This window comes from Bacteroides sp. (assembly GCF_028690125.1).
Lineage (GTDB): Bacteria > Bacteroidota > Bacteroidia > Bacteroidales > Bacteroidaceae > Bacteroides.
The window spans coordinates 40862-64194 of the sequence record NZ_JAQVBV010000028.1; the positions used below are offsets into that span (position 1 = coordinate 40862).

At 41.2% G+C, this 23333-nt stretch carries 27 protein-coding genes and 2 pseudogenes; 20 read left to right on the forward strand and 9 right to left on the reverse strand.

All coding sequences use genetic code 11. From position 1 onward, the window contains the following. Nucleotides 1-4: 4 nt before the first annotated feature. On the reverse strand, nt 5-553 hold the full coding sequence (locus PHO71_RS16805; RefSeq protein ID WP_300205524.1) for a GNAT family N-acetyltransferase: 549 nt from the start codon (nt 551-553) through the stop codon (nt 5-7). Continuing rightward, nucleotides 531-1370 carry an AraC family transcriptional regulator gene (locus PHO71_RS16810; protein WP_300205526.1) on the reverse strand — a complete coding sequence of 280 codons (840 nt, stop codon included), beginning with the start codon at nt 1368-1370 and terminating at the stop codon, nt 531-533. The genes PHO71_RS16805 and PHO71_RS16810 overlap by 23 nt, the downstream gene beginning before the upstream one ends. Before the next feature lie 331 nt (nt 1371-1701). On the opposite strand from PHO71_RS16810, the gene PHO71_RS16815 reads away from it, so the two are divergent. Then, nucleotides 1702-2472 (forward strand): LuxR C-terminal-related transcriptional regulator, encoded by a 771-nt coding sequence (locus PHO71_RS16815; protein ID WP_300205528.1) that lies wholly within the window; start codon nt 1702-1704, stop codon nt 2470-2472. On the opposite strand, the gene PHO71_RS16820 is transcribed toward PHO71_RS16815, so the two are convergent. Both PHO71_RS16820 and PHO71_RS16825 read right to left on the reverse strand, forming a co-directional pair. After that, nucleotides 2473-3795 (reverse strand): MATE family efflux transporter, encoded by a 1323-nt coding sequence (locus tag PHO71_RS16820; protein WP_300205530.1) that lies wholly within the window; start codon nt 3793-3795, stop codon nt 2473-2475. A 1-nt stretch (nt 3796) separates the two neighbouring features. After that, nucleotides 3797-4384, reverse strand: coding sequence for a phosphoglycerate mutase family protein (locus PHO71_RS16825; protein ID WP_300205531.1), 588 nt, complete (start codon nt 4382-4384; stop codon nt 3797-3799). A gap of 302 nt (nt 4385-4686) precedes the next feature. Here PHO71_RS16825 and PHO71_RS16830 point away from each other — a divergent pair. Next, nucleotides 4687-4900: pseudogene (locus PHO71_RS16830) on the forward strand (crosslink repair DNA glycosylase YcaQ family protein); the annotation flags it as partial. A 116-nt stretch (nt 4901-5016) separates the two neighbouring features. On the opposite strand, the gene PHO71_RS16835 reads toward PHO71_RS16830, so the two are convergent. Together PHO71_RS16835 and PHO71_RS16840 are read right to left on the reverse strand one after the other, a co-directional pair. Next, complete coding sequence (locus PHO71_RS16835; RefSeq protein ID WP_300205533.1) at nt 5017-5799, reverse strand: HNH endonuclease; 783 nt, start codon at nt 5797-5799, stop codon at nt 5017-5019. 685 nt (nt 5800-6484) lie between these two features. After that, nucleotides 6485-6736, reverse strand: a complete 252-nt coding sequence (locus PHO71_RS16840; protein ID WP_300205535.1) for a hypothetical protein — start codon at nt 6734-6736, stop codon at nt 6485-6487. A 138-nt stretch (nt 6737-6874) separates the two neighbouring features. Between PHO71_RS16840 and PHO71_RS16845 the strand changes: the two genes are divergently transcribed. From PHO71_RS16845 to PHO71_RS16895, 11 genes are all read left to right on the forward strand, one after another. After that, nucleotides 6875-8671, forward strand: a complete 1797-nt coding sequence (locus PHO71_RS16845; protein ID WP_300205537.1) for a hypothetical protein — start codon at nt 6875-6877, stop codon at nt 8669-8671. After that, nucleotides 8672-9034, forward strand: a complete 363-nt coding sequence (locus PHO71_RS16850) for a hypothetical protein (RefSeq protein ID WP_300205539.1) — start codon at nt 8672-8674, stop codon at nt 9032-9034. It abuts the gene before it with no gap. Continuing rightward, a complete protein-coding gene (locus PHO71_RS16855; protein WP_300205541.1) occupies nt 9027-9434 on the forward strand; it encodes a structural protein P5 in 408 nt (135 codons plus the stop codon). Before PHO71_RS16850 ends, PHO71_RS16855 begins: the two co-directional genes overlap by 8 nt. After that, nucleotides 9431-9862, forward strand: a complete 432-nt coding sequence (locus PHO71_RS16860) for a hypothetical protein (protein ID WP_300205543.1) — start codon at nt 9431-9433, stop codon at nt 9860-9862. Before PHO71_RS16855 ends, PHO71_RS16860 begins: the two co-directional genes overlap by 4 nt. Beyond that, a complete protein-coding gene (locus tag PHO71_RS16865; protein ID WP_300205545.1) occupies nt 9856-10644 on the forward strand; it encodes a DNA adenine methylase in 789 nt (262 codons plus the stop codon). Before PHO71_RS16860 ends, PHO71_RS16865 begins: the two co-directional genes overlap by 7 nt. Further along, the gene (locus PHO71_RS16870) at nt 10623-11813 is read left to right on the forward strand and encodes a DNA cytosine methyltransferase (protein WP_300205547.1); all 1191 of its coding nucleotides are present in this window, start codon (nt 10623-10625) and stop codon (nt 11811-11813) included. Before PHO71_RS16865 ends, PHO71_RS16870 begins: the two co-directional genes overlap by 22 nt. Before the next feature lie 91 nt (nt 11814-11904). Further along, entirely contained in the window at nt 11905-12273 is a 369-nt protein-coding gene (locus PHO71_RS16875; RefSeq protein WP_300205549.1) for a hypothetical protein, read from the forward strand. Nucleotides 12274-12300: 27 nt separating this feature from the next. Then, nucleotides 12301-12471 carry a hypothetical protein gene (locus PHO71_RS16880; RefSeq protein WP_300205551.1) on the forward strand — a complete coding sequence of 57 codons (171 nt, stop codon included), beginning with the start codon at nt 12301-12303 and terminating at the stop codon, nt 12469-12471. Between the two features lie 5 nt (nt 12472-12476). Beyond that, entirely contained in the window at nt 12477-12806 is a 330-nt protein-coding gene (locus PHO71_RS16885) for a hypothetical protein (RefSeq protein WP_300205553.1), read from the forward strand. A gap of 184 nt (nt 12807-12990) precedes the next feature. After that, nucleotides 12991-13257: a hypothetical protein gene (locus PHO71_RS16890; RefSeq protein WP_300205555.1), complete on the forward strand. Its 267-nt coding sequence runs from the start codon at nt 12991-12993 to the stop codon at nt 13255-13257. Between the two features lie 10 nt (nt 13258-13267). Then, nucleotides 13268-13831 carry a hypothetical protein gene (locus tag PHO71_RS16895; RefSeq protein ID WP_300205557.1) on the forward strand — a complete coding sequence of 188 codons (564 nt, stop codon included), beginning with the start codon at nt 13268-13270 and terminating at the stop codon, nt 13829-13831. Between the two features lie 226 nt (nt 13832-14057). Here PHO71_RS16895 and PHO71_RS16900 read toward each other — a convergent pair whose 3' ends face one another. Then, nucleotides 14058-14507 carry a cupin domain-containing protein gene (locus PHO71_RS16900; RefSeq protein ID WP_300205559.1) on the reverse strand — a complete coding sequence of 150 codons (450 nt, stop codon included), beginning with the start codon at nt 14505-14507 and terminating at the stop codon, nt 14058-14060. Nucleotides 14508-14650: 143 nt separating this feature from the next. On the opposite strand from PHO71_RS16900, the gene PHO71_RS16905 reads away from it, so the two are divergent. Beyond that, nucleotides 14651-15043 (forward strand): helix-turn-helix domain-containing protein, encoded by a 393-nt coding sequence (locus PHO71_RS16905; protein WP_300205561.1) that lies wholly within the window; start codon nt 14651-14653, stop codon nt 15041-15043. Nucleotides 15044-15097: 54 nt separating this feature from the next. On the opposite strand, the gene PHO71_RS16910 is transcribed toward PHO71_RS16905, so the two are convergent. Both PHO71_RS16910 and PHO71_RS16915 read right to left on the reverse strand, forming a co-directional pair. Beyond that, nucleotides 15098-16027 carry a site-specific integrase gene (locus tag PHO71_RS16910; RefSeq protein ID WP_300205590.1) on the reverse strand — a complete coding sequence of 310 codons (930 nt, stop codon included), beginning with the start codon at nt 16025-16027 and terminating at the stop codon, nt 15098-15100. A gap of 21 nt (nt 16028-16048) precedes the next feature. Continuing rightward, nucleotides 16049-16324 (reverse strand): annotated as a pseudogene (locus PHO71_RS16915) (Arm DNA-binding domain-containing protein); the annotation flags it as partial. Between the two features lie 116 nt (nt 16325-16440). Between PHO71_RS16915 and PHO71_RS16920 the strand changes: the two are divergent. From PHO71_RS16920 to PHO71_RS16945, 6 genes are all read left to right on the forward strand, one after another. Continuing rightward, nucleotides 16441-16653 (forward strand): hypothetical protein, encoded by a 213-nt coding sequence (locus tag PHO71_RS16920; protein WP_300205563.1) that lies wholly within the window; start codon nt 16441-16443, stop codon nt 16651-16653. Nucleotides 16654-17335: 682 nt separating this feature from the next. Then, a complete protein-coding gene (locus tag PHO71_RS16925; RefSeq protein ID WP_300205565.1) occupies nt 17336-18289 on the forward strand; it encodes a GNAT family N-acetyltransferase in 954 nt (317 codons plus the stop codon). A 154-nt stretch (nt 18290-18443) separates the two neighbouring features. Continuing rightward, nucleotides 18444-18971: a GNAT family N-acetyltransferase gene (locus PHO71_RS16930; protein ID WP_300205567.1), complete on the forward strand. Its 528-nt coding sequence runs from the start codon at nt 18444-18446 to the stop codon at nt 18969-18971. 259 nt (nt 18972-19230) lie between these two features. Further along, nucleotides 19231-20076, forward strand: a complete 846-nt coding sequence (locus tag PHO71_RS16935; RefSeq protein ID WP_300205569.1) for an RteC domain-containing protein — start codon at nt 19231-19233, stop codon at nt 20074-20076. Nucleotides 20077-20768: 692 nt separating this feature from the next. After that, nucleotides 20769-22004, forward strand: coding sequence for a site-specific integrase (locus PHO71_RS16940; protein ID WP_300205571.1), 1236 nt, complete (start codon nt 20769-20771; stop codon nt 22002-22004). Between the two features lie 20 nt (nt 22005-22024). Beyond that, a complete protein-coding gene (locus tag PHO71_RS16945) occupies nt 22025-23263 on the forward strand; it encodes a site-specific integrase (protein ID WP_300205573.1) in 1239 nt (412 codons plus the stop codon). Nucleotides 23264-23333 lie beyond the last annotated feature (70 nt).

Here is a 23333-nt window from a genome sequence, read left to right on the forward strand (position 1 = left end):
TTTATTACTCCAACGTAAGTACGGCTGTAATATCGAATCCGTAATCTCCATCTTTGTAGGTGTCGAATAGCTCCGGCTTATAATATTTTCGTAAGACTTCTTCTTTATCGGTACGATAGCTAAATCCGGCTTTTTGGTATGATTTAATGGCCCTGATATTTTTTTCCGATGGACGTATCAGAAAATTTGTAATGCCGATTTTTTTGCGTAGATATTCAATAGTATCTTTTAATGCTTGTGAACCGATACCTTTACCGCATTCTGATTCAGATTTCAACCAAATATCTAACTCTGCCATATTGCTATTCAGATGGAAACAGGCATAACAAGTACATCCAACCTCTGTGTCTCCATTTTGGATAATCATAACAGCACCGGATTCTTTTCTGCTCTCCGTGTAATAAAAATCCTCAAATGCCTCCTGAAACTCCTCCCAAGAGGGTATCGGATTCTCTTCATAATCGGCTCCTCCCATGTGGGCAGCAGCGGTATCGGACAAACACATCCATTCGTATGTCTTTCTCTTTTCATCAATCAATGCATGTCTTATCATAAGCTCTGTTTTGAATTAACTCTTTCTGCAAAAAATAATCAGAAAAAGGATTGTACATATTGATATATTCGTTCGGAGCGTACCCCGAAAACTCTTTAAATTCTCTCACGATGTGCGAAGCATCGTAGTATCCACACTTAAATGCTAATTCCATGAGGTTGGAGTTAAAGCCATTCTGCAAAGCAGACAGTGTCTTCTGAAACTGAATAATCTTAGCAAATTGCTTTGGGCTAATCCCAACATTGCTCATGAACCTGCGATAAAACTGCTTATAGCAGATATTCGACATGTTTGACAGTTCTTTTATGGAGACATTAGCGTTGGATTCCAATTGTCGAACTGTATATTCACAACCCGCAATATCAGGGTTCACCTGCACTAATCGTTTCAATAGAAAATCTTCGATTATTCCGACACACTCCATTTTATCATCGGCATTTAATACCGTTTGTTGTAAATCAGCAAACGGTCTGTCGCCAAGACACTCTACCGAAATATTTTTATTGAAAAACTCTACCATTGGAGCATTGAAAAAAGTTTGTACTCCTTGTGGTGTGAATGTAACGGCTACAGTTTCATTTTCGCCCTCATAGTGTAAATCCCAATAGGTAGACATTTGTCCATCGACAAATGCTTTGGGTTGATAATCATTAATTGCTGTTGAAAAAACTTGATTTTTCCGGTGGAATACCAATTGCATACACCCAATAGGAATACCTCGCTCGATAGTTCGGGCAAGGTAGTTCTGTTCAAACACCCAGTAGTATTTCACAAATGGGGTAAGAACTTTAGATGGATATGTAATTCTAAATTCCACTATAACAATTCATTAATCGACATTTACATTATCGCAAAATTAATCCATTTCTTGCATAGATGCATTGTATAAAAGAGACTTTGTGCTCTGAAATAGCTAAATTGCCTCCACATCTAAATGCAATTAATGTCGGTAATTCAACATAGTTCGCACAAAACTAACGCTCTCTATGCTCTTAAACTTGTAAAAAGGCGACTTTACTAAAAATCATCCCATATTCACATAAAGAAGATTGATATACAATCGATTATTTGGTCACTATGTATTACCTTTGTACAAAGGTAGTTGATAGAAGTAGAGCCCGAAATAGCTATATATAGCTACACTGAATATGAAAGCATTAGATATAACGAGAGAAGATATGTGGGCGAAACAAGCTCTACATGAAAAAGAAATTGATTATTCTATTTGGAGTAGAGATAAAGCCATGTTGCAACAAATGGCAAAGATTAACCGTAGCTGCACTTTTGTTGTCGATGTCTGTAAATGTAGGTACACCTATGCTTCATCAAATTTTACCGATTTACTTGGTTACGACTCTCGAAAAATAGAGATGATTGAAGAGTCCGATGACGATTATCTTGAATCTCGTATTCATCCCGAAGATTTATTCAATATGAAATCTCTTCAGATTAGTTTGTCTGAATTCATTTATAACCAACCGATAGAGGATAGAAATAACTATAAAAATATTTTCAGTTATCGTGTTCAAAATGCTAAAGGACAATACATCAATGTAACAAGCAAACAGCAAGTGTTAGAAACTTCCGAAAGCGGTAAAGCATGGCTTATATTGGGAGTAATGGACATTGCTTCCGACCAACGACCGTTAGACGGAGTGCAATGTACGGTACTGAATCTAAAAACAGGAGAGATGTTTTCTCCCCATAGTTTAGCTGAAACGAAGCCGGAACTCACCAGTCGAGAGATAGAAATTCTACATCTGATAAAGCAAGGGCTGTTGAGCAAAGAAATTGCCTGTAAATTGGGTATCAGTATTCATACGATAAATATTCACAGGCAAAATCTTCTGAGAAAGTTAGGTGTGCAAAATTCTATCGAGGCTATTAATATGGGGCGCAGAACGGGACTAATCATCTGATTATATTTGTTTCTGTTTCCACTTTCCACGCACCAAATAAATCATCGAGAAGATTAATATTGCCAAAGCATAGATATGCTCCGAAGTCCATAGTAATGACACATTGGGAGCAAGATAATCCAAAACTTTTATGTAGAGCACATAAATTGCAAGAGCCAATAATCCGATTTTTAATGCCATTGACGTGTTGCCCGTTCCCGATATAGCACAGTAAAAAACAAATGCAGGAACGGCAAACAGAAATGAGGACAACATTACATACAACGGTTCTAATGACTGTTGAATCAGAGCAGGATTGTCGGTATATAATCTGATGAAAAGGTCGGGATAGATAAATCCGAGCAATACCAACGGGATGCAAAAACAATAACAGACCTTTATAATTCTCCGGCACAAGGCTAAGACCATACTTTGCTCACCTTCACCAATCAGATTGCTCACCAATGCACTTCCGCTCGATGCAAATGCCTGCACAAGGATAAACGGTACGGCAGATATACTTCTCACAATATTCGAGGTCGCCAGTGCTGTTTCTCCGATATGTTCTATAACTACAAAGAAGATTAACCACGAAGCAAACGACAAGAAAGATTGTAGCATTGTCCAAACTGACAGATTTAGAATCCGCTTCAAATCAAGCCATTGTCGGTTGATATTATTGATGAGTTTAAGCCAATGCCCTTGTGTTGTTAGTCGATGATACAGAACGAATAAGAGTGCAGCCGAGAACTCTGCAATGCACGAGCCGATACCAGCCCCCTCAATTCCCAATGCAGGAAACCCGAATTTCCCAAATACCAGAGCATAATTGCATACAATATTCACCGCAACCATCACTAAAGAGCACACAGTGAGTATTTTGGTTTTGGTTATCCCTATATAATAGGCTCTGAATGCGACAATGATAAAAGCAAACAACAATCCGAAAACACGCCAGTTGAGATACAGAAGTGCAGCCGAAAAGACCTCTTCTGATTTGATTATCTGACGTAACATCGGAGGGATGGCGACCTGAGCCACTAAAATAATGACAACTGCTAATAGAATCAAGAAGTAAAAGCCTGTTGAAAATATAGCTACTAACTCGTCGTTCTTCCGTTCTCCGTTAAGCCGGGCAATAAGTACCTGCAATCCTACTCCGAACCCCGAACCAATCACAAACAGGATAAGATAACAAACTCCGGCTATTGCCGAAGCTGCTAACTCTGTTTCACCGACATGACCGAGAAATGCGGTATCGGTAATTCCGATAATTTGTTCGACCAACAGGCTTAGTAGTACCGGAAACGTTATGCGGATAATACTTTTATAGGATGTGTCCATATCAGGGCATCCATTCAAGTACTCCGTCTGTCGGATTGTTTTTTATCCACTCCGTTAATTCGGCATAGGTGCGAACCCCTCCTGATAATACTGCCCGATAATAGATAATACCCATAATCTTTTCGGTGTCGGGAGTTTCGTATTTCAAGCGTAGGATTGCCTGTCGGGTTTCATCGGTTAGCACCTCCGAGATTCGCCCGGCAACTTTTTCAAAATAGCCATCATAAGTAGAGCCTTTCAGAATATGAATCATATCCAACTGCCAAAGTTCCTTACAATCGTCCTCATACCAAGCGTGCCACTCGATACACTTTTCGTCTGTATCTAATAAATTCCCGTATTCAATACGCTTGATACGTGGGTTTTGTGCCAATTTCATCATTGCCGAAAAGCTGTCGGTAACACTCAATTTTTCAGTATAAATATGAAAATCAATATCCCGATGCTTGACAAGCAAACCCGTTTTTAGCGAACCGACAAGATTAATAGTCGCTCCTGCATCTTGCCAAATACCTATCACGTTGGTGTCTTTGATAATCTCCCACGCCTTTTGCTGGTTCTTAGCTGCAATTTCCTCTATTTGTTTCATTTTCAATTATTTTTAGCGTGCAAAATTAGGAAGTATATACCAAGTCTGAAATAGCTATTTATAGCTATGTATCTGTTCTTACTTATTGACTATTATAACAATGCCGAAACCACATAGCTGTATGTCAGACTATTATGCTTCAAAGTTAATCAAAATCCCCTCACACTTCAAGTAGAGTTCGATAAAAGAGAGGTATATTTATAGAATATTGTAAGTGGTTCGGATAAGTCTGCGAATAAATTCGCTGTATTATCACTCGCCTTTCACTATATTTGTAGTCGAACAGATAACTGCAACTCATTATGATAGAAAATATTCGTATGCACAGCCAGCAATTGGCATCTTCCCGCTTTCGAAGATCCGAAAGCACTTGTTTCGTGGATGGGGGCGATTCAGGCACAGGATTATCCGATGTCGAAATGGGCGGTGGGTTCCCGTTTGCAATCGGGCAGTCTGCAAACGGTAGATGAAGCCCTTAAAAGGGGCGAGATACTGTGTACATATGTGCTACACCCGGCAATACTTGTATAACTGACCAAAAAGTCAGCAACGATATGGAGACATTGGCAGAAAAACTGAATGGCAATCTTTAATCAGTATTTTAACGACAATTAGTCCTGTTTAGGATGGTTCTATTGGTGTAGATTATTATTTGTATCAATGTTTTTCCTACTCCACCGTTGCATGAAAAAATCCAATTGTCTTATATCTACAAGTTCTATAATGCCTTGATTACCGTCAACGTTAATTATTAATTTCTGAGCATATTCATTTAGAAACTTATCTTTCATCAGCATAGCTCTACAAGGAATTATTTCTATAAAGAATACTTGACTCATAAACCAAAACATATAGTATCCATAGTTTTTCACTTCCTCTAAGTTTCCAAGTGAAAAAACTGTTTTATCTTGAGCTCCAAGAAATACTTTGTTAGCAACATAATATACACTTAAGTTTCCATTGCCATATCTTGCAAAATTACGTACATCGTCCATCTCTTTATCTAAGCCACGACCAGTTTCTTTGTGATATTTTTGCAAAAACACCTCGTAAAGGGATCTTTTAAATTGCCTTGTTAGTGATTGTAAACGAAATGGCTGTTTAAGTGTTATTAAATTCTTTTTATGTTCATACTTAAAATATGCCGATCTATATTGTTTCCATGAATTTTCATCACGATTACTTGTAAACAAACTAAATGTCTTAAAAACTTCAGAAAACACTAAATTGGTGTTACATTCTCCTTTTGCTGCTGTACCAAAATAATGATTGCAAGAGTCACAGATATCAAATCCGATATCATCACAGCCAAGAGCATGAGGAATTATATGAGGTTCATTGTCGAAAGATATCTCTGGGATCGATTTTTGACACCAGATACAGATACCTTTATTAATATAATTATTATCAGTCATTTTATTTTTTCACAAAGATAATACATTGAATAGTAATAGGTCTAAAAAAGATCAATAAGTTGCACAAACTAATCTTGAGACAAAGTTTCCATAAAGCATTTTCGGCCGCCTCTACCTTTACCCCGACTAACATCGTAAAGGTATGGCATTCGGACTCAGATATTATTCAGAACTTCGCAGCAAGCACAAGGAGGTCTTCTGGCGAGTCGAGATCCACGAGCGTGGATTTATCGGCAAGTCGGAGGAGATGTCTTTTGATGGCGGTAGTCCGCTATCCATCACCTGGGAGAAGCGTGGTGATGAGTTCTTTGTTCCGGTTAAGGCATCGGAGGCTACCATTAATATTCTCTGTACACGGAATTTCCACTACATTAATCTATTTACTTCCGATCCCCGTAAGTTTCGGGTATCTGTATTCCGCAATACAAAACTCTATTGGCGGGGTTATGTCGTAGCCGATCTCTATTCCGAGAACTTTACCGCACCACCGTATCAGGTCTCCATAAAAGCGGTGGATGGGTTCAACCTGCTTTCCAGCATTCCATTCAAGAACCTCGACAACACACCCATTACCGGACGTAAATCGGTATGGGAACTATTGGCGAGTTGTATCGACTTGTTGGAATTGGAGGTCAATGTAGCCGACTGGATGGATCTTTATGCTGAGGGGATGAACGAAAGCGTCTCACCACTTCGGCAGGTCTATATTGATATGGAGCGGTTTTATGCCGTCTATTCCGACCCCACCTATCGGGACGTGTTGGAGCTTTGCCTGAGACCCTTTGCCGGACAGATTTTTCAGAGCAACGGAGCATTGCATATTCGCCGGGCCGTTTCGCTCTACAACAATACCCGTCCGATGAGTTTTTATAGTGTTGGTAAAGAGTTTCCGGTCGGATGGATCATTACCGCAGACGGTCGTAATCTCGAAACGCACGAAGGAGAGCCGATCATCACCGAGTCCACTCGTGAGCGAATTGAGAGTATGTGGGAGAGCGACATCAATGTGTTGGGCGAATCGGTGATGGACATTGTTCCTGCCGTCCGCAAGGTATCGGTCGGGGTCAAAAACAAGATGATGACCAACATTATATCTCAGATGGGCATCTACGACCTGTCGAACTGGAACGATCCCGAAGAATTTGTGATGTTGAGCAACGAATCCTCCCTCCGTTTCACGGGAGATTCTGACAGGCAGGGTTGGGTGGCTGAGTTCAGAGGCTATCCCATTCAGCAATGTTCCTATAAAATGACGATGGAGTACACGCTTAAAATCGGAGTTAATCGCTACTCCTCATTGGGAGGTTATCGTCCTGCCGATTTGGAACTGATCGTGCAGTATGGATTCAAGATCGTGGGAGCGGATAAGACGATGTGGCTGATGGACGATGGTTCGTGGACTACACGGGAGGAGTTTATGGAGGATAAGATCAAACTCTCGGTTGATGTAAACAAGAAGATAGAGGTAAGCGGCTTCCCGATCAGCGGACGCTTTGTGATGGTCTTTAAGCAGAACCTCAAAGGATACAGCAATGGCCGCAATGTCTATTCCGAAATCTTATACGTGAATGACCTTCGGATGGAGATAGACACGGGCGATGATTATGAAAATTCTCTAAAATACGAGGTAGTCTCCAATCCGGCCAATAACGTGGATATGAGTGTGTCGTTACCCATTGCCGATATTCCAAATATCCCCAATGACCAGCTGATCTATTCGCTCTACTTCACCAACTCGGCAGGCAAGCCCACACGGATGTGGCGCAGCAAGGGAGGCAACGACTACAATTCGCTTGTGAACCACATCGTAGCGTGTGCTTTGCGGTACAAACAACTTCCGGGCAAACGGATCGGTGGCGAGATGTTTACAGGAAAGCATATCGATATGAACACCGTTGTTCAGGACGATAAATACCTGCGGAGCGGATTCTATGTCAACTCCATCGAACTGAACTGCCTGCAAGATGGCTATAATTCTGAATTGGTGGAGATGCCTGGACTGCTTCGCAAAGAGTTGCCTCCCGTTGGAGACGATTGTATAAAGCTACACGAATTGCCATTCCGCATCGCTAAAGCAATCCGTTGTGTCAATCAGATTATCCTGCTGTCGTCCGACAACTCTATTTATACCTATGATACAGTTTCGGGATACATCACAAGGCTCTTTTCATTTGTCAAGGCTGTGCAGATCTATCCTGCCGATAACGCCTTTGCGATTGTCGACGGGGCATCGGTTCGTATTGTGGACTACCGTGGCGTGGTAATCCGGCAACGCATTCAGGAATATTCGGGGGTAGCCACCTTTATGAACAAGTATATCTATATGGTGGCAAGTTTGGGAAGCCGTGGCGGGAAATCGTTATCGCGTCCGGAGTACAGATACGTTTATACGAGCTATCGCCGAGGATATGGTTATGACTACACAGCCATTGCAGGAGATGTTATCGGTCTGGAGAAATCCTTTTCCACCATCGCCATCAATACCACCACCAAAGCATATCTGCACGATTGCCGGATCAATATGGATATGTTGATGACCACTTTGGAAGATGGCACAGAGGTAAAAAGCGTGTCGGATTACTTTATCTGTCAGAACTCTCCGACGCTATTTAAGATATATCGCCGAGACTCCCTGCTTGACAGTACCCTTGTCAAAAGCCATTCGGGACGTGCTGACTTTGCGGATCATACCCTCGGAGAGGTGGCTTTCTCGCAGGGAAACACGATTCGGATCTGGACATATCGTACCAACACCACCCGAACAATCAAGAACCTGGCAGGGAAAGTCGACTCCCCAATCAAAGGTCTATTCTATATCAACGGAGAACTATACATCATCAGACAAACGCAAATTTTTAAATACATACCATAAATGGAGACAGTAAGCATTATTCTAAATTTTTTATTGGCAAGCGGTCTCGTGGGGACGCTGCTGTTTTTTCGAGCCAAACGCCGCCAGGAGGTGGCGCAGGCGGATTCTGCTGAGATCAGCAATACCGAACAGGTGGTCAAGATTCAGGCGGAACATATCACCCGACTCGATGGACGAGTCGAGAAGTTGGAGGAGAAGGTTGATAAGTTAGAGGTTATCATTGATCGCAAGGATTCTGAAATTGACCGCAAGCAAACCATTATCCGCCAAGCCTACAAATGCAAAACACCGCAAGATGAGTGCCCCGTACTGATTATGAGAGCAAAAATTGAACAACGACAAAAACCACAAAACCATGAGTAGAGGCATATCCAATTGTAACCCCGGAAATATCCGTATCTCCAAAGTCAAATACCTGGGAGAGGTTACTCCGTCCAAGGACAAAGCATTCAAACAGTTCTCCACAATGGCGTGGGGCTATCGGGCAATGTTCGTGCTACTGCACACCTATAGCAAGAACGGATATAAGACCATTCGGCAGATGATTAACCGCTATGCTCCACCGATTGAAAACCACACTGAGAACTACATCAAGTTTGTGGCAGAACGTGCGAAAATATTTGCCGATGTGGAAATTGACACCACCGATCCTGCTGAGATGATACCCATTGTATCAGCAATGTCACAAATGGAAAACGGAGTAGCTGCCGTAGTGGAGCAGGTTCAACAAGGGTGGGAACTTTATATGCAGCATCGGTCATGAAGTACCTACTAATATTTCTGTTGCTGCTATGCGGCTGTTCTCCGCTGAAGCAATTACAACGCACTCAAAACAAAGAGAGTACCGTGGTGGACAATACCAAAGTGGCGGTTCGGGATACCATAATCCAAAAAGAACAACAGGTGGTTATGCAGACCGTGATTGAGTATTACCCTCAAATTGATACCGTTTATCTTGACCGTCCTGTAAAGCAACCCATCAAGAGCATCACCAAAACCGTTGTCGAAACAAAGGCAGAGGGTGTGGCAATTCGGGATAGCGTGGTTCAGAATAATATTGAAACTGCTGTTAGTGAAAATGTTACCGAGAAAATAGTGGAAAAACCTCCGGCAGCGATATCGTGGATCAAGTGGGCGGTTATCGTACTTGTCTTAGTATTAATCATCGTAATTGTCATTAAGTTATGGTAAAACCTGTACATAAAACACTGATTTCTTATTATGGAGGCAAGCAGACACTCCTTAAATATATTCTGCCGCTTATTCCCAAGCACACGTTATTTACCGAAGCATTCTGTGGCGGCTGTGCTGTGTTCTTTGCCAAAGAGCCTGCCGATTGCGAAGTTATCAACGACATGAATCGGGAGTTAATCAACTTTTATAGGATCGCCCAGACTCGGTATCCTAAACTGAAGGCTCAGATAGAGGGAACACTTCACAGTCGAGATAGCCATGCTCACGCACGCCATATCAACACCTATCCCGACTTTTTCTCCGAAGTGGAGCGTGCATGGGCAGTGTGGGTATGCAGTAAAATGGGGTTTGCTTCGATGTTGGACGGTACATTCGGTTACGATCGTACCGGAACCACGGCACTCAAACTCTTTAACGCCAAAGATAACTTTACCGAGCAGCTCTGCGACCGTCTGAAAAAGGTAACTATCGAAAATGGAGATGGCATCCGTGTCATTACCCGCTACGATACCGAAACAGCTTTCCATTTTGTCGATCCGCCGTATGTCGGTTCAGACTGCGGCCACTACGCAGGTTCTTTTAATGAGGAGGATTTTTCGAGACTCTTAGAAATACTCGCCCAGGTCAAAGGCAAGTTTATGCTCACGATGTTTCCGCATCCGAAAATCGAGGAGTTCGCTAAAACCCACAAATGGAAGATTCATAAAATTGAGCGTACCATCTCCGCCTCCAAAACCAACCGCCGAAAACAAGAAGAATGGATTACGACAAATTATTAACCCACGGTTCGCTTTTCAGTGGTATCGGAGGATTCGACCTGGCGGCAGAATGGGCAGGCTTTACCAACATCTTCCATGCGGACAACAACGACTTCTGCCGTCAGGCTCTCGAACATCAATTTCCAAACTCAGATAGTTATGCAGATATCACAACAACCGATTTTTCAAAATACCGAGACCGGATCACAGTTCTTACCGGAGGATTCCCCTGCCAACCCTTCTCACTGGCCGGAAAGCGAAAGGGAGCGGCAGACAACCGTTACCTCTGGGCGGCAATGCTTGGCATCATACAAACGGTGCGACCCACTTGGGTTATTGGTGAGAATGTTATTGGAATCGCCTCGATGGTACTCCCCGGTGAGGTCACTGCGGTGGAAGAGCAAGCCACTCTGCAAATTGAGGATCATCAAATCATCGAGACCGAAGAGCAACGATTTGTCATCGACCGAATCTGCGAGAATCTTGAGCAAGCGGGATATTCCGTCCAGCCGATTGTTATTCCGGCTTGTAGCATCGGCGCACCCCATAAACGAGACCGGGTGTGGTTCGTTGCACGACTTAATGAAGACGAACCTGCTTCCGACACCGCTCGCATCGGACTCGACAATGGGTGCGGTGATTGGCAAAGAGGATTCCTTTCGGATAACCTCCACGGGAATGCCTCGCAAGGTGAACCGCAATGGCAAGGACGGCAGCGTGGGGTTGGCTCGACTGGTCAAGATGTGGGATCTGCTTCCAACACCGACAGCTACGGACGCGACCCGTGGTGGAGAGCTCGTGACGGGAAATCGAAAGATCCGACCGAGTGGAACGGAGTACAGTCTGACACTGAACGATCTTGCCAAGAGTGGCCTATTGCCGACACCTGTGGCGAGCGACCGCAACGGTGGATCGACCCGGACAGATCCGAGCCGTCAGTTCAGTTGTGCGTTGCAGGACTATGTTCACGGGGTAGCGCAACAGAAAGACAGTTCGTTGATTGGTCGCTCTTCCCAACTCAACCCCCGATTTACCCTGGAGATGATGGGCTTCCCTGCCAATTGGCTGGACACCCCTTTTCACACAAGAAGTGGAGAACCGAAGCAGTAAAGGCGTGTGGAAATGCCATCGTTCCGCAAGTGGCCTACGAGATTCTGAGATGCATCCGAGAAATAGAGATAAATCGTTGATTTAGAGTGCAGAAAGAGTCGATTTAACTGGCATGTATGGAATGATTGTGTTACCTTTGGTACAAGATAAATAATTAAAGCAGAGCGAATTATGAAAGCAAATAACACTCCAAACACAGAACTTAGAGACGAACAGAATCCGGAAATGATGTTCAATATGACCCACGTAGATCTTTTGGTTAAAATAGCTAATGGCGAAATAGACCCGATAGCCCTTGCCAAGAAACAACTTCAGCAGAGAGGCCTGGACACAAAAGGCAATTGGGTTGGAAATAAGCCAAAATCGACAACACTCTCACAACGCAAGACACGGAAAAAGGCGATGACTTTTATCGAGGTGCTACAAAGCGAATATTATTATCTGGTGGAAGCGATTGAACACGGCAGTTCAGATCCTCAGATCATTAAAGATCTAAAACAGGAGCTTTACGAAAAAACAGGATACCGCAGAGAGGAGTAGTAATAACCAATTAAACGATACAATATTATGAAGAACTTATTGGAGCAATACACCGAAGAATTGAAGGATGCCAAGCAAATCCAAAAGGAATTGATTACCAAAGGTAATCATGGGCAGGCACTGAAATATATCAATACCAAGATAGAAATGCTCAATAAATTCGTGAACGATCTTAAAAAGGCAATAGCAAGCGCATAATAATTATGGCAACAAAAGCAATCATCGGATTTATGAATCCGGACGGAACTGTAAAAGCAATAATGGTGTGGAGTGATGGCTACCCCGACTATACAGGCGAATGCCTTGCAAAACATTACGGCACACCCGAATTGGCAAGTAGGCTGATTGACGGAGGCAACTTACGGAGTATTGAAAGCACCATTGAAACTTGTGCTTACTGCAAAGATAATAAGGAAGAATGGGAACAATGCAAACCGCACACCTACCGTAACTTCGGACACTTTCTAAACCACAGCACAGAGGCACAATACCTCTACATCTTCCAAAACGATCAATGGCATTACAAAGATTAGGTGATTTGCCACATACAAACACCAAAACTTACTCCCTTTTGCGAGGGAGTAATTCTTTTGGCAGAAGTCGAAATAGAGTACATAATTAGTTGATAATGAGCGAAAATAAACACGAATTCACTGGCATGTTTGGAATGATTGTGTTACCTTAGATTCAAGATAAACAACTAATAGATAACAAATTATGGCAAAGAGAATCACAACAGCAGAGGCAACCGAAATGGCAAACTTCTTTTTAAGCAAGAAATATTCAGGTACAATATCAGACTTCAGAGTTCACACCGAAGCAGGCGGTTCAAAAGCCATCGCAACCTGTCGGGTAGATAACAAAGCCTGGAACCAACATTTCAAAGTAGAGGTGGTAATGGATGCGGTCTACAACACCATTGAGGCAAGAGAATACCACCACGAGGACAATCTTTCATTTTACCGCAACCCCGAACTTCAATAATCAAGGCAATATGCAAACCATCCGATTCCAATTCTTGAGCGTAGAAAATAATAAGCCGCTGCCAACCATATACGAATGCGATGTGCTTCGTAAAGAGCAGTCCGAAACCTATCCGATGCCTTCTTTCATACTCAGTAGAAAGAAGGCATCGGTCATTAATGTGGATGATTATAGGATGCAACCTCGCAAGATCCGCAGGCTGACCAACGGCAAGTGGGAGATGGCTTACGGCTTCCCAAGAGGCAAAAGTTGGAGCCAAGGATCGTTCTTTACCGAAATACACGTCATAGAAATTATACCAATTGAAAATATCATGGATAGAGAAAAACTGAAAACAGTAGCAGGTTACTACTTTAAAAATCAGTTGGGAGTAGAACCCGACACCTTGCAATTTACCTACTCTGATGATGGAGTTCTGGAGTATAACCTCCGTGCAACATTAGGGAACAGGATATTCGAAATCTATATGCTACCACTCCACAACCGGGTTGAACTGATCGAAAAACGCCACGCAGGTCGATTCGAAGATGCCGCTGCAGATGCAGGATATAATTCCGATCTCGGAAATTTGTAGCGTACTCCACCAAAAGCGACCGCCCTGCTGACTCAATATCAGCAGGGCGGTTCGGGTTAATTGCTACTACCTATTGGCAGGTGCAAGGATCGCAAGTGCAGTTCTCGCAGTTACAATGACCGCAAGTACAAGGTTCACAAGTGCATGGATTGCAGGTACAGCCCTCGGCCGCACAGTTGCATTTTGATTCGTTGTTCATAACTTTTGATTTTTAATTGATTAATACTCACCATACGATAGCTTCGCTGAGAATCTCCCCATCGTGAGCATCGTCCGCACCGAATGATTCTGCTTTATACTGTACGCAAATCATAGTCAACGGCTCGTTGCCTGTGTTGCGAAGTGTTCGTTTACTCTTGGGAGCTACACGCACAACGCTACCCTCGGCAATAGGAAATATCTGCCCATCTACTTGAAACTCTCCGCTTCCTTTAACAAAAATGTAAAGTTCCTCGTGGGTTTTGTGCGTGTGCAGAAATGGAGTGCCGCTTCCGGGTTCGAAAACTTGGAATGACACTTCTGCTCCGGTTGCTTTTACCTCTGTGCCAACAAATACCTTCCCCGGAATTTGTACTTCGGGCGAAAATACCAATGTGTAATCGCTTAAGTTTGATAGCAGACCAATACTTACTGCGGAGTAACCCGCACCCTCTGAAATTTTTTCGATTGATTTCATATCTCTGTTTTTTGTGAATATAATAAAGTTACTTACTTTTGTAGAGGCAAAGGTAAAAAGAGAGTTTTGCATTCACAAGACGGCACTTTATCGTAAGGTGCTTACCTTGAAGTAACTATAATTGATTATCAGAGAGAAGTGAAATGAAAAAAGATGAAAAAAAATCATCAGAACAGTGTCGTTCAAAACTGACCAATGGTGCAGCACCGTGTTTTTGTCCGGTACGAGATATTTTGGGACGCATTGGCGACAAATGGTCGGTGCTTACTATGCTTGAGTTACACACGAATGAGGTGATGCGTTTTAGTGAGTTGTCCAAAGCAATTCCTGATGTATCACAAAAGATGTTGACCGTAACGCTGCGTGAGCTTGAGGGGCATCGCTTGGTTACACGTAAAATATACCCGGAAGTGCCGCCAAGAGTCGAGTATCGCCTGACCGAAGTTGGCAAGACACTAATGCCCCATGTCGAGGGGCTGATAGGCTGGGCGATGGAACACAAGGATGATTGCGTACTTGGCGTAGCTCAAGGTTGAGACAATATAGTCAAACCACCCATTTCCAGGTGGTTTGACTGCTTTTAGATTCTATCAGATTGATACCGCTACACCGACTCCGTCTATCTTCCGAGCCAAAGCGTCCATATCCTGACTCAGTTTCTGATTGGTGATACGCGCGTATATTTGCGTAGTTCTGATGTTGGTGTGACCAAGCATTTTGCTCACCGTTTCAATCGGCACTCCATTGCCGAGCGTGACCGTTGTCGCAAATGAATGCCTACTTAAATGGAATGTAACTCGCTTATTTATACCGCATATAGCTGCCACTTCCTTGAGGTAATCATTGACTTTTTGGTTCGAGGGCATCGGGAAGAGTTTGTCTCCTCGCCCTGTGCCTTCATACTTCTCTATGATACGGCGAGGGATTTCCAAGAGCCGGATGTTGATCGGCACTTTTGTTTTCTGTCTCTTTGTCATTACCCATAGGTTGCCATCGTTATCCTGCTGAATATTATCGACAGTCAAGCCGCTTACATCGATGTAACTGAGGCCAGTATAGCAGCTGAACACAAACATATCACGCACGAGTTCAAGCCGTTGACTGTCGAACTTTCGAGTCAGCATCGAGTTGATTTCCGCCTGTGTCAGATAACCTCTGTCTACCGCTTCAAAGTGAAGTTTGTGGTTCAAGAATGGATCTGTACTCACAATCCCTTCAGCTCGTGCCTGGTTGTAAATGGTGCGGAAGCGTTGTACAAACTTCGTGGCAGAGTTGTTTTCGAGATTGCAACTCGTCTTCAGCCAGATATCAAAGTCTTTAATAAAACGCAGGGAGAGGTCTTTCAAAAGAATATCATTGACACGATACTTCTCACGCATAAACTCCGCCAACCTATTTCGGGTAAGCAGGTAGCGACTATATGTTTTCTGGGTAGAAGTCTTGCCGACCGTCAGGGCGTAGTCTTGATTATAGGTATCGAAATACTCCAGCAGTCGGATAGCATTGGTATCAAGCCCCATGACCGAGTTTTTTAGCTTGTCGGCAGTAATGGTTTCGCCGATGCGAACCATCTCGTTGTACCTGCCTTTTACGAGTGTCATCAAACCATCGAGTGATTGGTTGATAATCTTTTCGTCTTTGGTCTGGCCGAGCGTCTTGCACTCCTTGGGTAGCCAACGCTCCGGCAAGATATCAAACTTGGTAGAGAAGTGCGACATTTTACCATTAATAGTGATTCTCGCCATAATCGGCACTCGGCCATCTGCTTTGGGTTTTCCCTTTTGAATGATAAAGAGAACAGTGAATGTACTTTTCATTTTGTTTCTATTTTAAGTGTTCAACAAATTCTACTGCAAAGGTAGAGTGAGTTCAAACGCCATAAAAACAAATAGATACACAAGAAACGACACTAAAAAACATTCAAGCGACACCAATGCCGACACTAACAATTCTCAAGAATAGGTTACACGATTTTTTGATGGGTGGTTACGATTTGGTTACTTTATTGGGTCGTAATACCCACGACTTTAAGTCCGTAGCTAAATACGGCACTATCTGCGACACTAAAAGTGGTTTTGAAGTATATTTGATAATCAAACAGTTAGCAATCAGTCGTCTGCATACAAAAAAGGCGGTAAATCAATGATTTATCGCCTTTGTGATCCCGCTGGGCGTGTGCTTTATATCGATTAATTATTTGATAAACAAATGATTAAACCAATCAATGTCGCAGTAGGTTATGCTTGGGTTACAAGCTAATGTCGCACGTTTCGCTCTAAAATGCGAAAAGGCTCATAATCTGATGATTATAAGCCTTTTGTGATCCAGCTGGGTAGTGTCCTTTGAAAGATATTAATTTGATTATCAAAGAAATAAATCAAATATGGGTCTTAAGGTTACACCCAGGTTATTGCTTAATGTCGTACCAAACAAAAAAGGCTCGGAGATAAATCTCTAAGCCTTTCTGTTGAGTGATCCGCCTGGTTCGTGAACCTTGCGGTATATACTCCTAAAAATCAATGTTTTTGGAATTATAAGCTTTGTATCAGTCACGCTTTAGTCCTTAAAAACAGTCCGCTTCTGTCCAGTGTCTGTCTGCTTATATCTTGGGTTCAAAAGTATGCATTCTTTTCAAATTACGCAAGTCTTTGATTATTAATATTTCAACTTAGGTGCAAGGTGCAAGCTATATATACATATATATGCTTGCACCTTGCACCTAAAATGCGTAACCGATTACATATTTTTCTGAAAAAGTTTGGTTATTCAAATAAAACCCTTTAAATTTGCGTAATCAATTACGTATTTAAATATATTAAATTAAAAAGATGAATTTTTTTGATCAGACAGGTAAAATGGCTATCGGTAGCAGACTACGTATGCTGACTGATAAAATAACAGTAGATGCTACATCTATTTACAAAATGTTTGGGATAGACATCAAACCAAAGTGGTTTCCTGTATTTTTTATCTTATCTCAAGGTGAAGCAAGAGCAATTACGTCTATTGCTAAAGAAATAGGGCATTCACATCCGTCGGTAAGTAATATTGTTAAGGAAATGCAATTAAAGGGACTTGTGCAAGAGGTTGTGGATAAATCTGATAAGAGAAAAAACTTGATAACTTTATCTACAAAAGGAAAACATATGTCTGAAATCTTAGCTGAATCACTAATAGATGTAACAACTGCAGTTGAAGATATTTCTAAGGACACTCATCATGATTTATGGAAAGCCATTGGAGAGTGGGAAGAATTATTGTCCGAAAAAAGCTTGTTACAACGAGTAGAAGACGCTAAGAAAGCCCGAGAAAGTAAAGAGATACAAATAATACCCTATGAACCAAGCCATCAACCTATATTCAAATCTTTGAATGAAAACTGGATTACTTCTCACTGGCAATTAGAGCCCCATGATTTGGAAACACTAAATTACCCAAAAGAAAGTATCTTAGATAAGGGGGGGCATATTTTTGTTGCAACCTATAAAAACAAACCAATTGGTGTGTGTGCACTTTGTAAAATGAATGATTCAATCTATGATTATGAATTAGCAAAACTTGCTTTAGCGTCAAGTAGTCATGGAAAAGGTATCGGACAACTTTTGTGTAAAGCTGTTATAGATAAGGCTAAAGAATTAGGTGCAACAAGGCTGTTTTTAGAAAGCAATACTCTTTTAAAGCCTGCGATCAGTCTTTATCGCAAATTGGGATTCAAAGAACTTAGGGAATACCATCCGGCATATGCAAGGGGAGATATTCAAATGGAACTATTATTAGAATAAACAGGTTATGCTTAGTGAAATTGTAATTAAAAAAACTTTCCCATTGGCGCTTGCTGTTCTGTTTTAGGGAATAGGTTATGGTATCTGGATAAATTATTATAAAATCAATCATCGGGGATAAGTCTCTGATATCGTTAATTAAAAATATAAATAAATGGAAACAACTCTTTTAGCTAAGAATATTGAGCCAATTGTTATACGCTCAATAGAGGAAGAAGATAATACTTCAATTGCCTGTGTACTTCGTGCTTCGGTTGAAGAACATGATGCCCCTAAAGTGGGTACTTTTTATGACGATCCGCATACAGATATGATGTTCCAGACTTTTAGTATAAAAGATGCAGAGTATTGGGTGGTAGAAAGTAATGGTGTAATATTGGGTGGCGGCGGTTTTTATCCAACTAAAGGTTTGCCAAAAGGATATGCTGAATTGTCAAAGTTTCACTTTAAACCGGAACTTAGAGGGAAAGGAATTGGAAAGCGTCTACTCCAGCTTATAGAACAACGAGCAATAAAGGCAGGATATACGCATATGTATATTGTTTCATATCATCAGTTTGGAGATGCTGTTGCTATGTATGAAAAATATGGATATGAGCATATAAGCAGTGCATTAGACCAGTCAGGATTGTATCAAGATGCGCCTTTTCATATGGTTAAAGAGTTGTCGAGAAAAGCATAATTGGAAATCTTTAGATAATATGATAGATGTTATTGGCTATTCTGCTTTGACGCTTAATTTATTTTCGATGACAATGAAGAAGGTGATTCATTTGCGGATGCTTGCTATCGGCGCTAATTCCATATATATAATTTATGGGTTGTTTTTACATGCAACTCCTTTTATTATAGGCTGTGCAATAGCTGTAATAATCCATACTTATCATGTCTATAGACTGTATATAGGCAATTGACAATCAAATTAATTAGTTTCTATAGTTATGAAACAATTTTCAGATAAAATAATATCTAAAATCAATACCGAGATAGAAATATCTTGTATAAACAATGATGTGTCTTCCAATAAAGCTCTGCATATGATTAATTTCATTAGACCTTTATTTGAAGAGTTGAGAGACTATACCCACAAGTATGACTTTCGGGATGATGAAGAAGAAATATACTTTTTCAAAAACATCAAGCCTCTAATTTTAAGCAAGTTAATATATTACAATGATATTTATACACTTGAATTGAGGAAACCAAATGGTAACAAAGAAGTGGTTAAGGATCATTACAAGAAGAAACAGGCAGCAATTGTAGACTTCTGCAATAATAACCTTGATTTTTACCAGTATTACCGCTCCAAAGCGACACATTTAGATCGATACTATTTTCTTAGAGGGCATGAGAACTACAAGTTGTGCCATAATTGTGGGCTATTAGACAAAGATCCCTTGTTTTCTAGCTGCTGTGACCATAGAGTAGCTAAGATGTTGGCTTATGATATGCTGGAAATTTATCTGCAACAGCGATTACAAGACGTAGAAAGGATAGAAGTAGTAGAAACCAGTCGAGCTTTTCTTCCTGATAACCCATTTCGATGGACGAGTACAAAGGTCGCTGCCATTGAATTAGGATATGCCATATTTGCTGCCGGAGTGCTGAATAATGGAAATGCCGATATAAAGGAAATAATGACCTATATAGAAGCATCTTTCAAAATAGACTTAGGTGATTACTACCGTACTTATCTTACCATCAGGGAACGCAAAAGGGATAGAACAACCTTCCTTAACAGCTTAATAGAAAAACTCCTTCGGAAGATGGACGAAAACGACAATTAACCTCCCTTTAAGGTTCTGCTAATTATTTTCTCTTTTCGCAAGTTTCGACATAACTACATGGACTTTTGAAAAGAGATAATATTTTTTGTCTATACATGAAAGATGGAATGATGCCTACTTGCCTGTCCTTCTTTCGGTCTTACTTTCATAAAGCCTTGCAATCTTGACATCTTGCAATCAAGAAAACAAGTTGTCAAGAAATCAAGCTATCAATATTTCAAGAAAACAATATTTCAATACTGCACTAAAAGACTCATCGGTCGGGGAACGCCCAGCGGCAAGGGGCGGGACCACCCGTCCCGACGAGCGAAAAATGATTTAATTGAGTAATTTTTCTTTCATTGGAAACACGACTTCGGAGTGCTTTTCTAAAAGAGTTCAGAGCTGCTGGGATAAATCTCAGCAGCTCTGAAAACAAGATGCCTGAAAGAAGAATTAGAGAAAAGCAATGTAATTGATTGGTTAATAGAAATGTATGTCTTTTAGTGTCTTTGGATGCCGAGTAGCGAAATAGCAAGAAAAAGCGGATTAGAGCAGACTTTCCGCTTCTAAACCGTTACCCGTTCAAACAGACGAAAAGCAAGGCAAAACAATGACGTTAAACGTCTGGTTATAGCGTTGTTTGTCTGTGGTTTACACTGTTCAGATAACTCATATTGAAAGTAATTTTACGAACTTAAAATGTGAGCGTTATGAACAACGAACTAAAGGTGTCCTTCTACCTCAAACGAGAGGGAAACACAGAAAGAACAGAAACAAATCCCGATGCCGTTTACCCGATTGTTGGGAAAATCATCATCGGTAACACCATCGCACAATTTGGCTCAAAGCTGAAAATAGAAGAACGGCTTTGGAATGTAAAATCAGGTCGGGCAATCGGAAAAAGCCGTGTAGCCGTTGAACTCAACAGAGAGATTAATAAAATTAATCTCTCCATACATGCGCATTACAGGGACATTTTAAAGCGGACAGGAAAAGTAACCGCTATCGAAGTAAAGAATGCTTTTCAGGGAATTGCCACCGCACAAAAAACACTACTTATTCTGTTTGGTGAAATGATGGAAGACTTCAAAGGAAGAATAGGAACTGACAGAGCGCAATCTACTTACAAACAGCATGAAGTCCTTTATAAACAGCTTAAACAATTTCTTCGGGAAGAATACCATGTAGGGGATATTCCCCTGACCGAGTTAGATTTACCTTTCATCGAAGCGTTGAATTTCTTCTTTCGGGTAAAACGCAAGATGAAGCCAAGAACGGTCAAGGCTCGAATTGTCTTATTAAACAAAGTGATACGTTTGGCATTGCATCGGAGAATAATCACCCGTCCACCTTTTGAGGGTTTTGAACTGGAGAAAACGGAGCTTAAAAATAAGTCGCTCACCAATAACGAACTGGACTTACTTATGCAAACTCCCCTTAAATCAGGCACACAACGGTTTATTCGTGATATATTCCTATTCTCGACCTTTACCGGATTAGCTTATGCAGACCTACATAAACTCTCTTGGAAAGACATTATTACCGAAGACGATGGTAGCCTGTGGATTTCAACCAACAGGCAAAAGTCACATACGGAGTTTAATGTAAAACTATTGAATATCCCTATCCAAATCATGGAGTATTACAAAGGGCTTGCTCCCGATGGAAAAGTGTTTCCGCACATGAGTTTAGGACAAGTCAATGTCGGCTTGAAACGGATTGCGAGAAACTGCGGTATCAATCGGTGCTTATCCTACCACATGGCAAGATACACATTCGCTTCTCAAATCTGCCTTTCTCAAGGTGTTCCGATTGAGAGCGTTAGCCGAATGCTAGGTCATAAGCATATCCAAACTACTCAACGCTATGCACGTCTTAACAACGAGAAGATTAGTAATGATATGCAGCAGCTATCTGCACGTCTTGCTACAAAATTCAACTTTTAATAATCCCCAATAAAGATATTATGCAAAACAATAGAAGTACTTTCGCTATACTCTTTTATCTGAATACCAGCAAAAAGAAAAAATCAGGTAACTGCCCTGTCATGGGGCGAATCAGTGTAGACGGTAAAAGTTCGGCTTTCAGTACGGGCTTAGAAATATTACCCGAACAATGGGATGCCAAACAAGGCATTACCACAGGTACATCACGGGAAGAAACAAGCATTAACAAAGAGATTGAAAACTACAGGTCTGAACTTATTCGCCATTATAAAACTTTACTGGAAAGCAAAAGTTACATTACGGCTGAAATCCTGAAAAATGCTATTAAGGGAATTGGCATAAAGCAAAACAGTCTGATACAGGAGTTTGCAGCCTTGGTTGAAGAAAAACGGCAGTCTGTCGGTATTCTGATAGTAAAAACCACCTATACACATCTTTGTTGTGCTTATCAGCATTTGAAAGAGTTTTTACAATATAAATATGGGGTAGCAGATATTCCATTTACACAAGTAGACTTCGATTTTGTAGAATCGTATGTTTACTATCTGAAAGTCAATCTACAAATGGGTGCAAGTACAACCAACAATACAATAAAGCCATTACGTCGGGTTGTAATGCGAGCCTTAAACAGAGGTTGGATGTGTCAAGATCCGTTCTTTGGTTATCGTCCGCAGCGGATAACAATTACACGGAAATGGTTATCTATGGATGAAATAGAACGATTAATGCAAGTAGACATGAAGCATGAGAGTGCCAATTTTATTCGTGATATGTTTATATTTTCGACATTTACGGGGCTTGCCTATGTGGATTTGAAGAACTTACGACATGATAATATTGTACGGAAAGAAGATGGCAAGCAATGGATTGTCCTGAACCGCCAAAAGACCGGAAGTACATCTTATATTCCACTACTTGATATTCCGTTACGGCTTATCGAAAAATACAGGGACACTGCTTTTGCTGGTTTTGGCGGAAGGGTGTTTAGATTATGCACAATAGAAAACGCTGATATTCAGTTGAAAAAGATAGCAAAAGCAGCCAAAATTGATAAACGGCTGACCTATCACATGGCAAGACATAGCTATGCAACCCTCTGTCTTTCAATGGGTGTTCCTATAGAAACTATTAGCCAAACACTGGGACATCGAAGTATTTCCACCACTCAAATCTATGCGGATATAACCCGTTCCAAAATCAATGAGGATATGACAAATTTAGCAGAACGGATTGAGGGAAAATATCAACTGCCAAAATAAGCAGAGCCAAAACCAATATTTTTTCCTTTTTTCTTTGATAAACATCTCACATATGGAGAGAATAAATAAG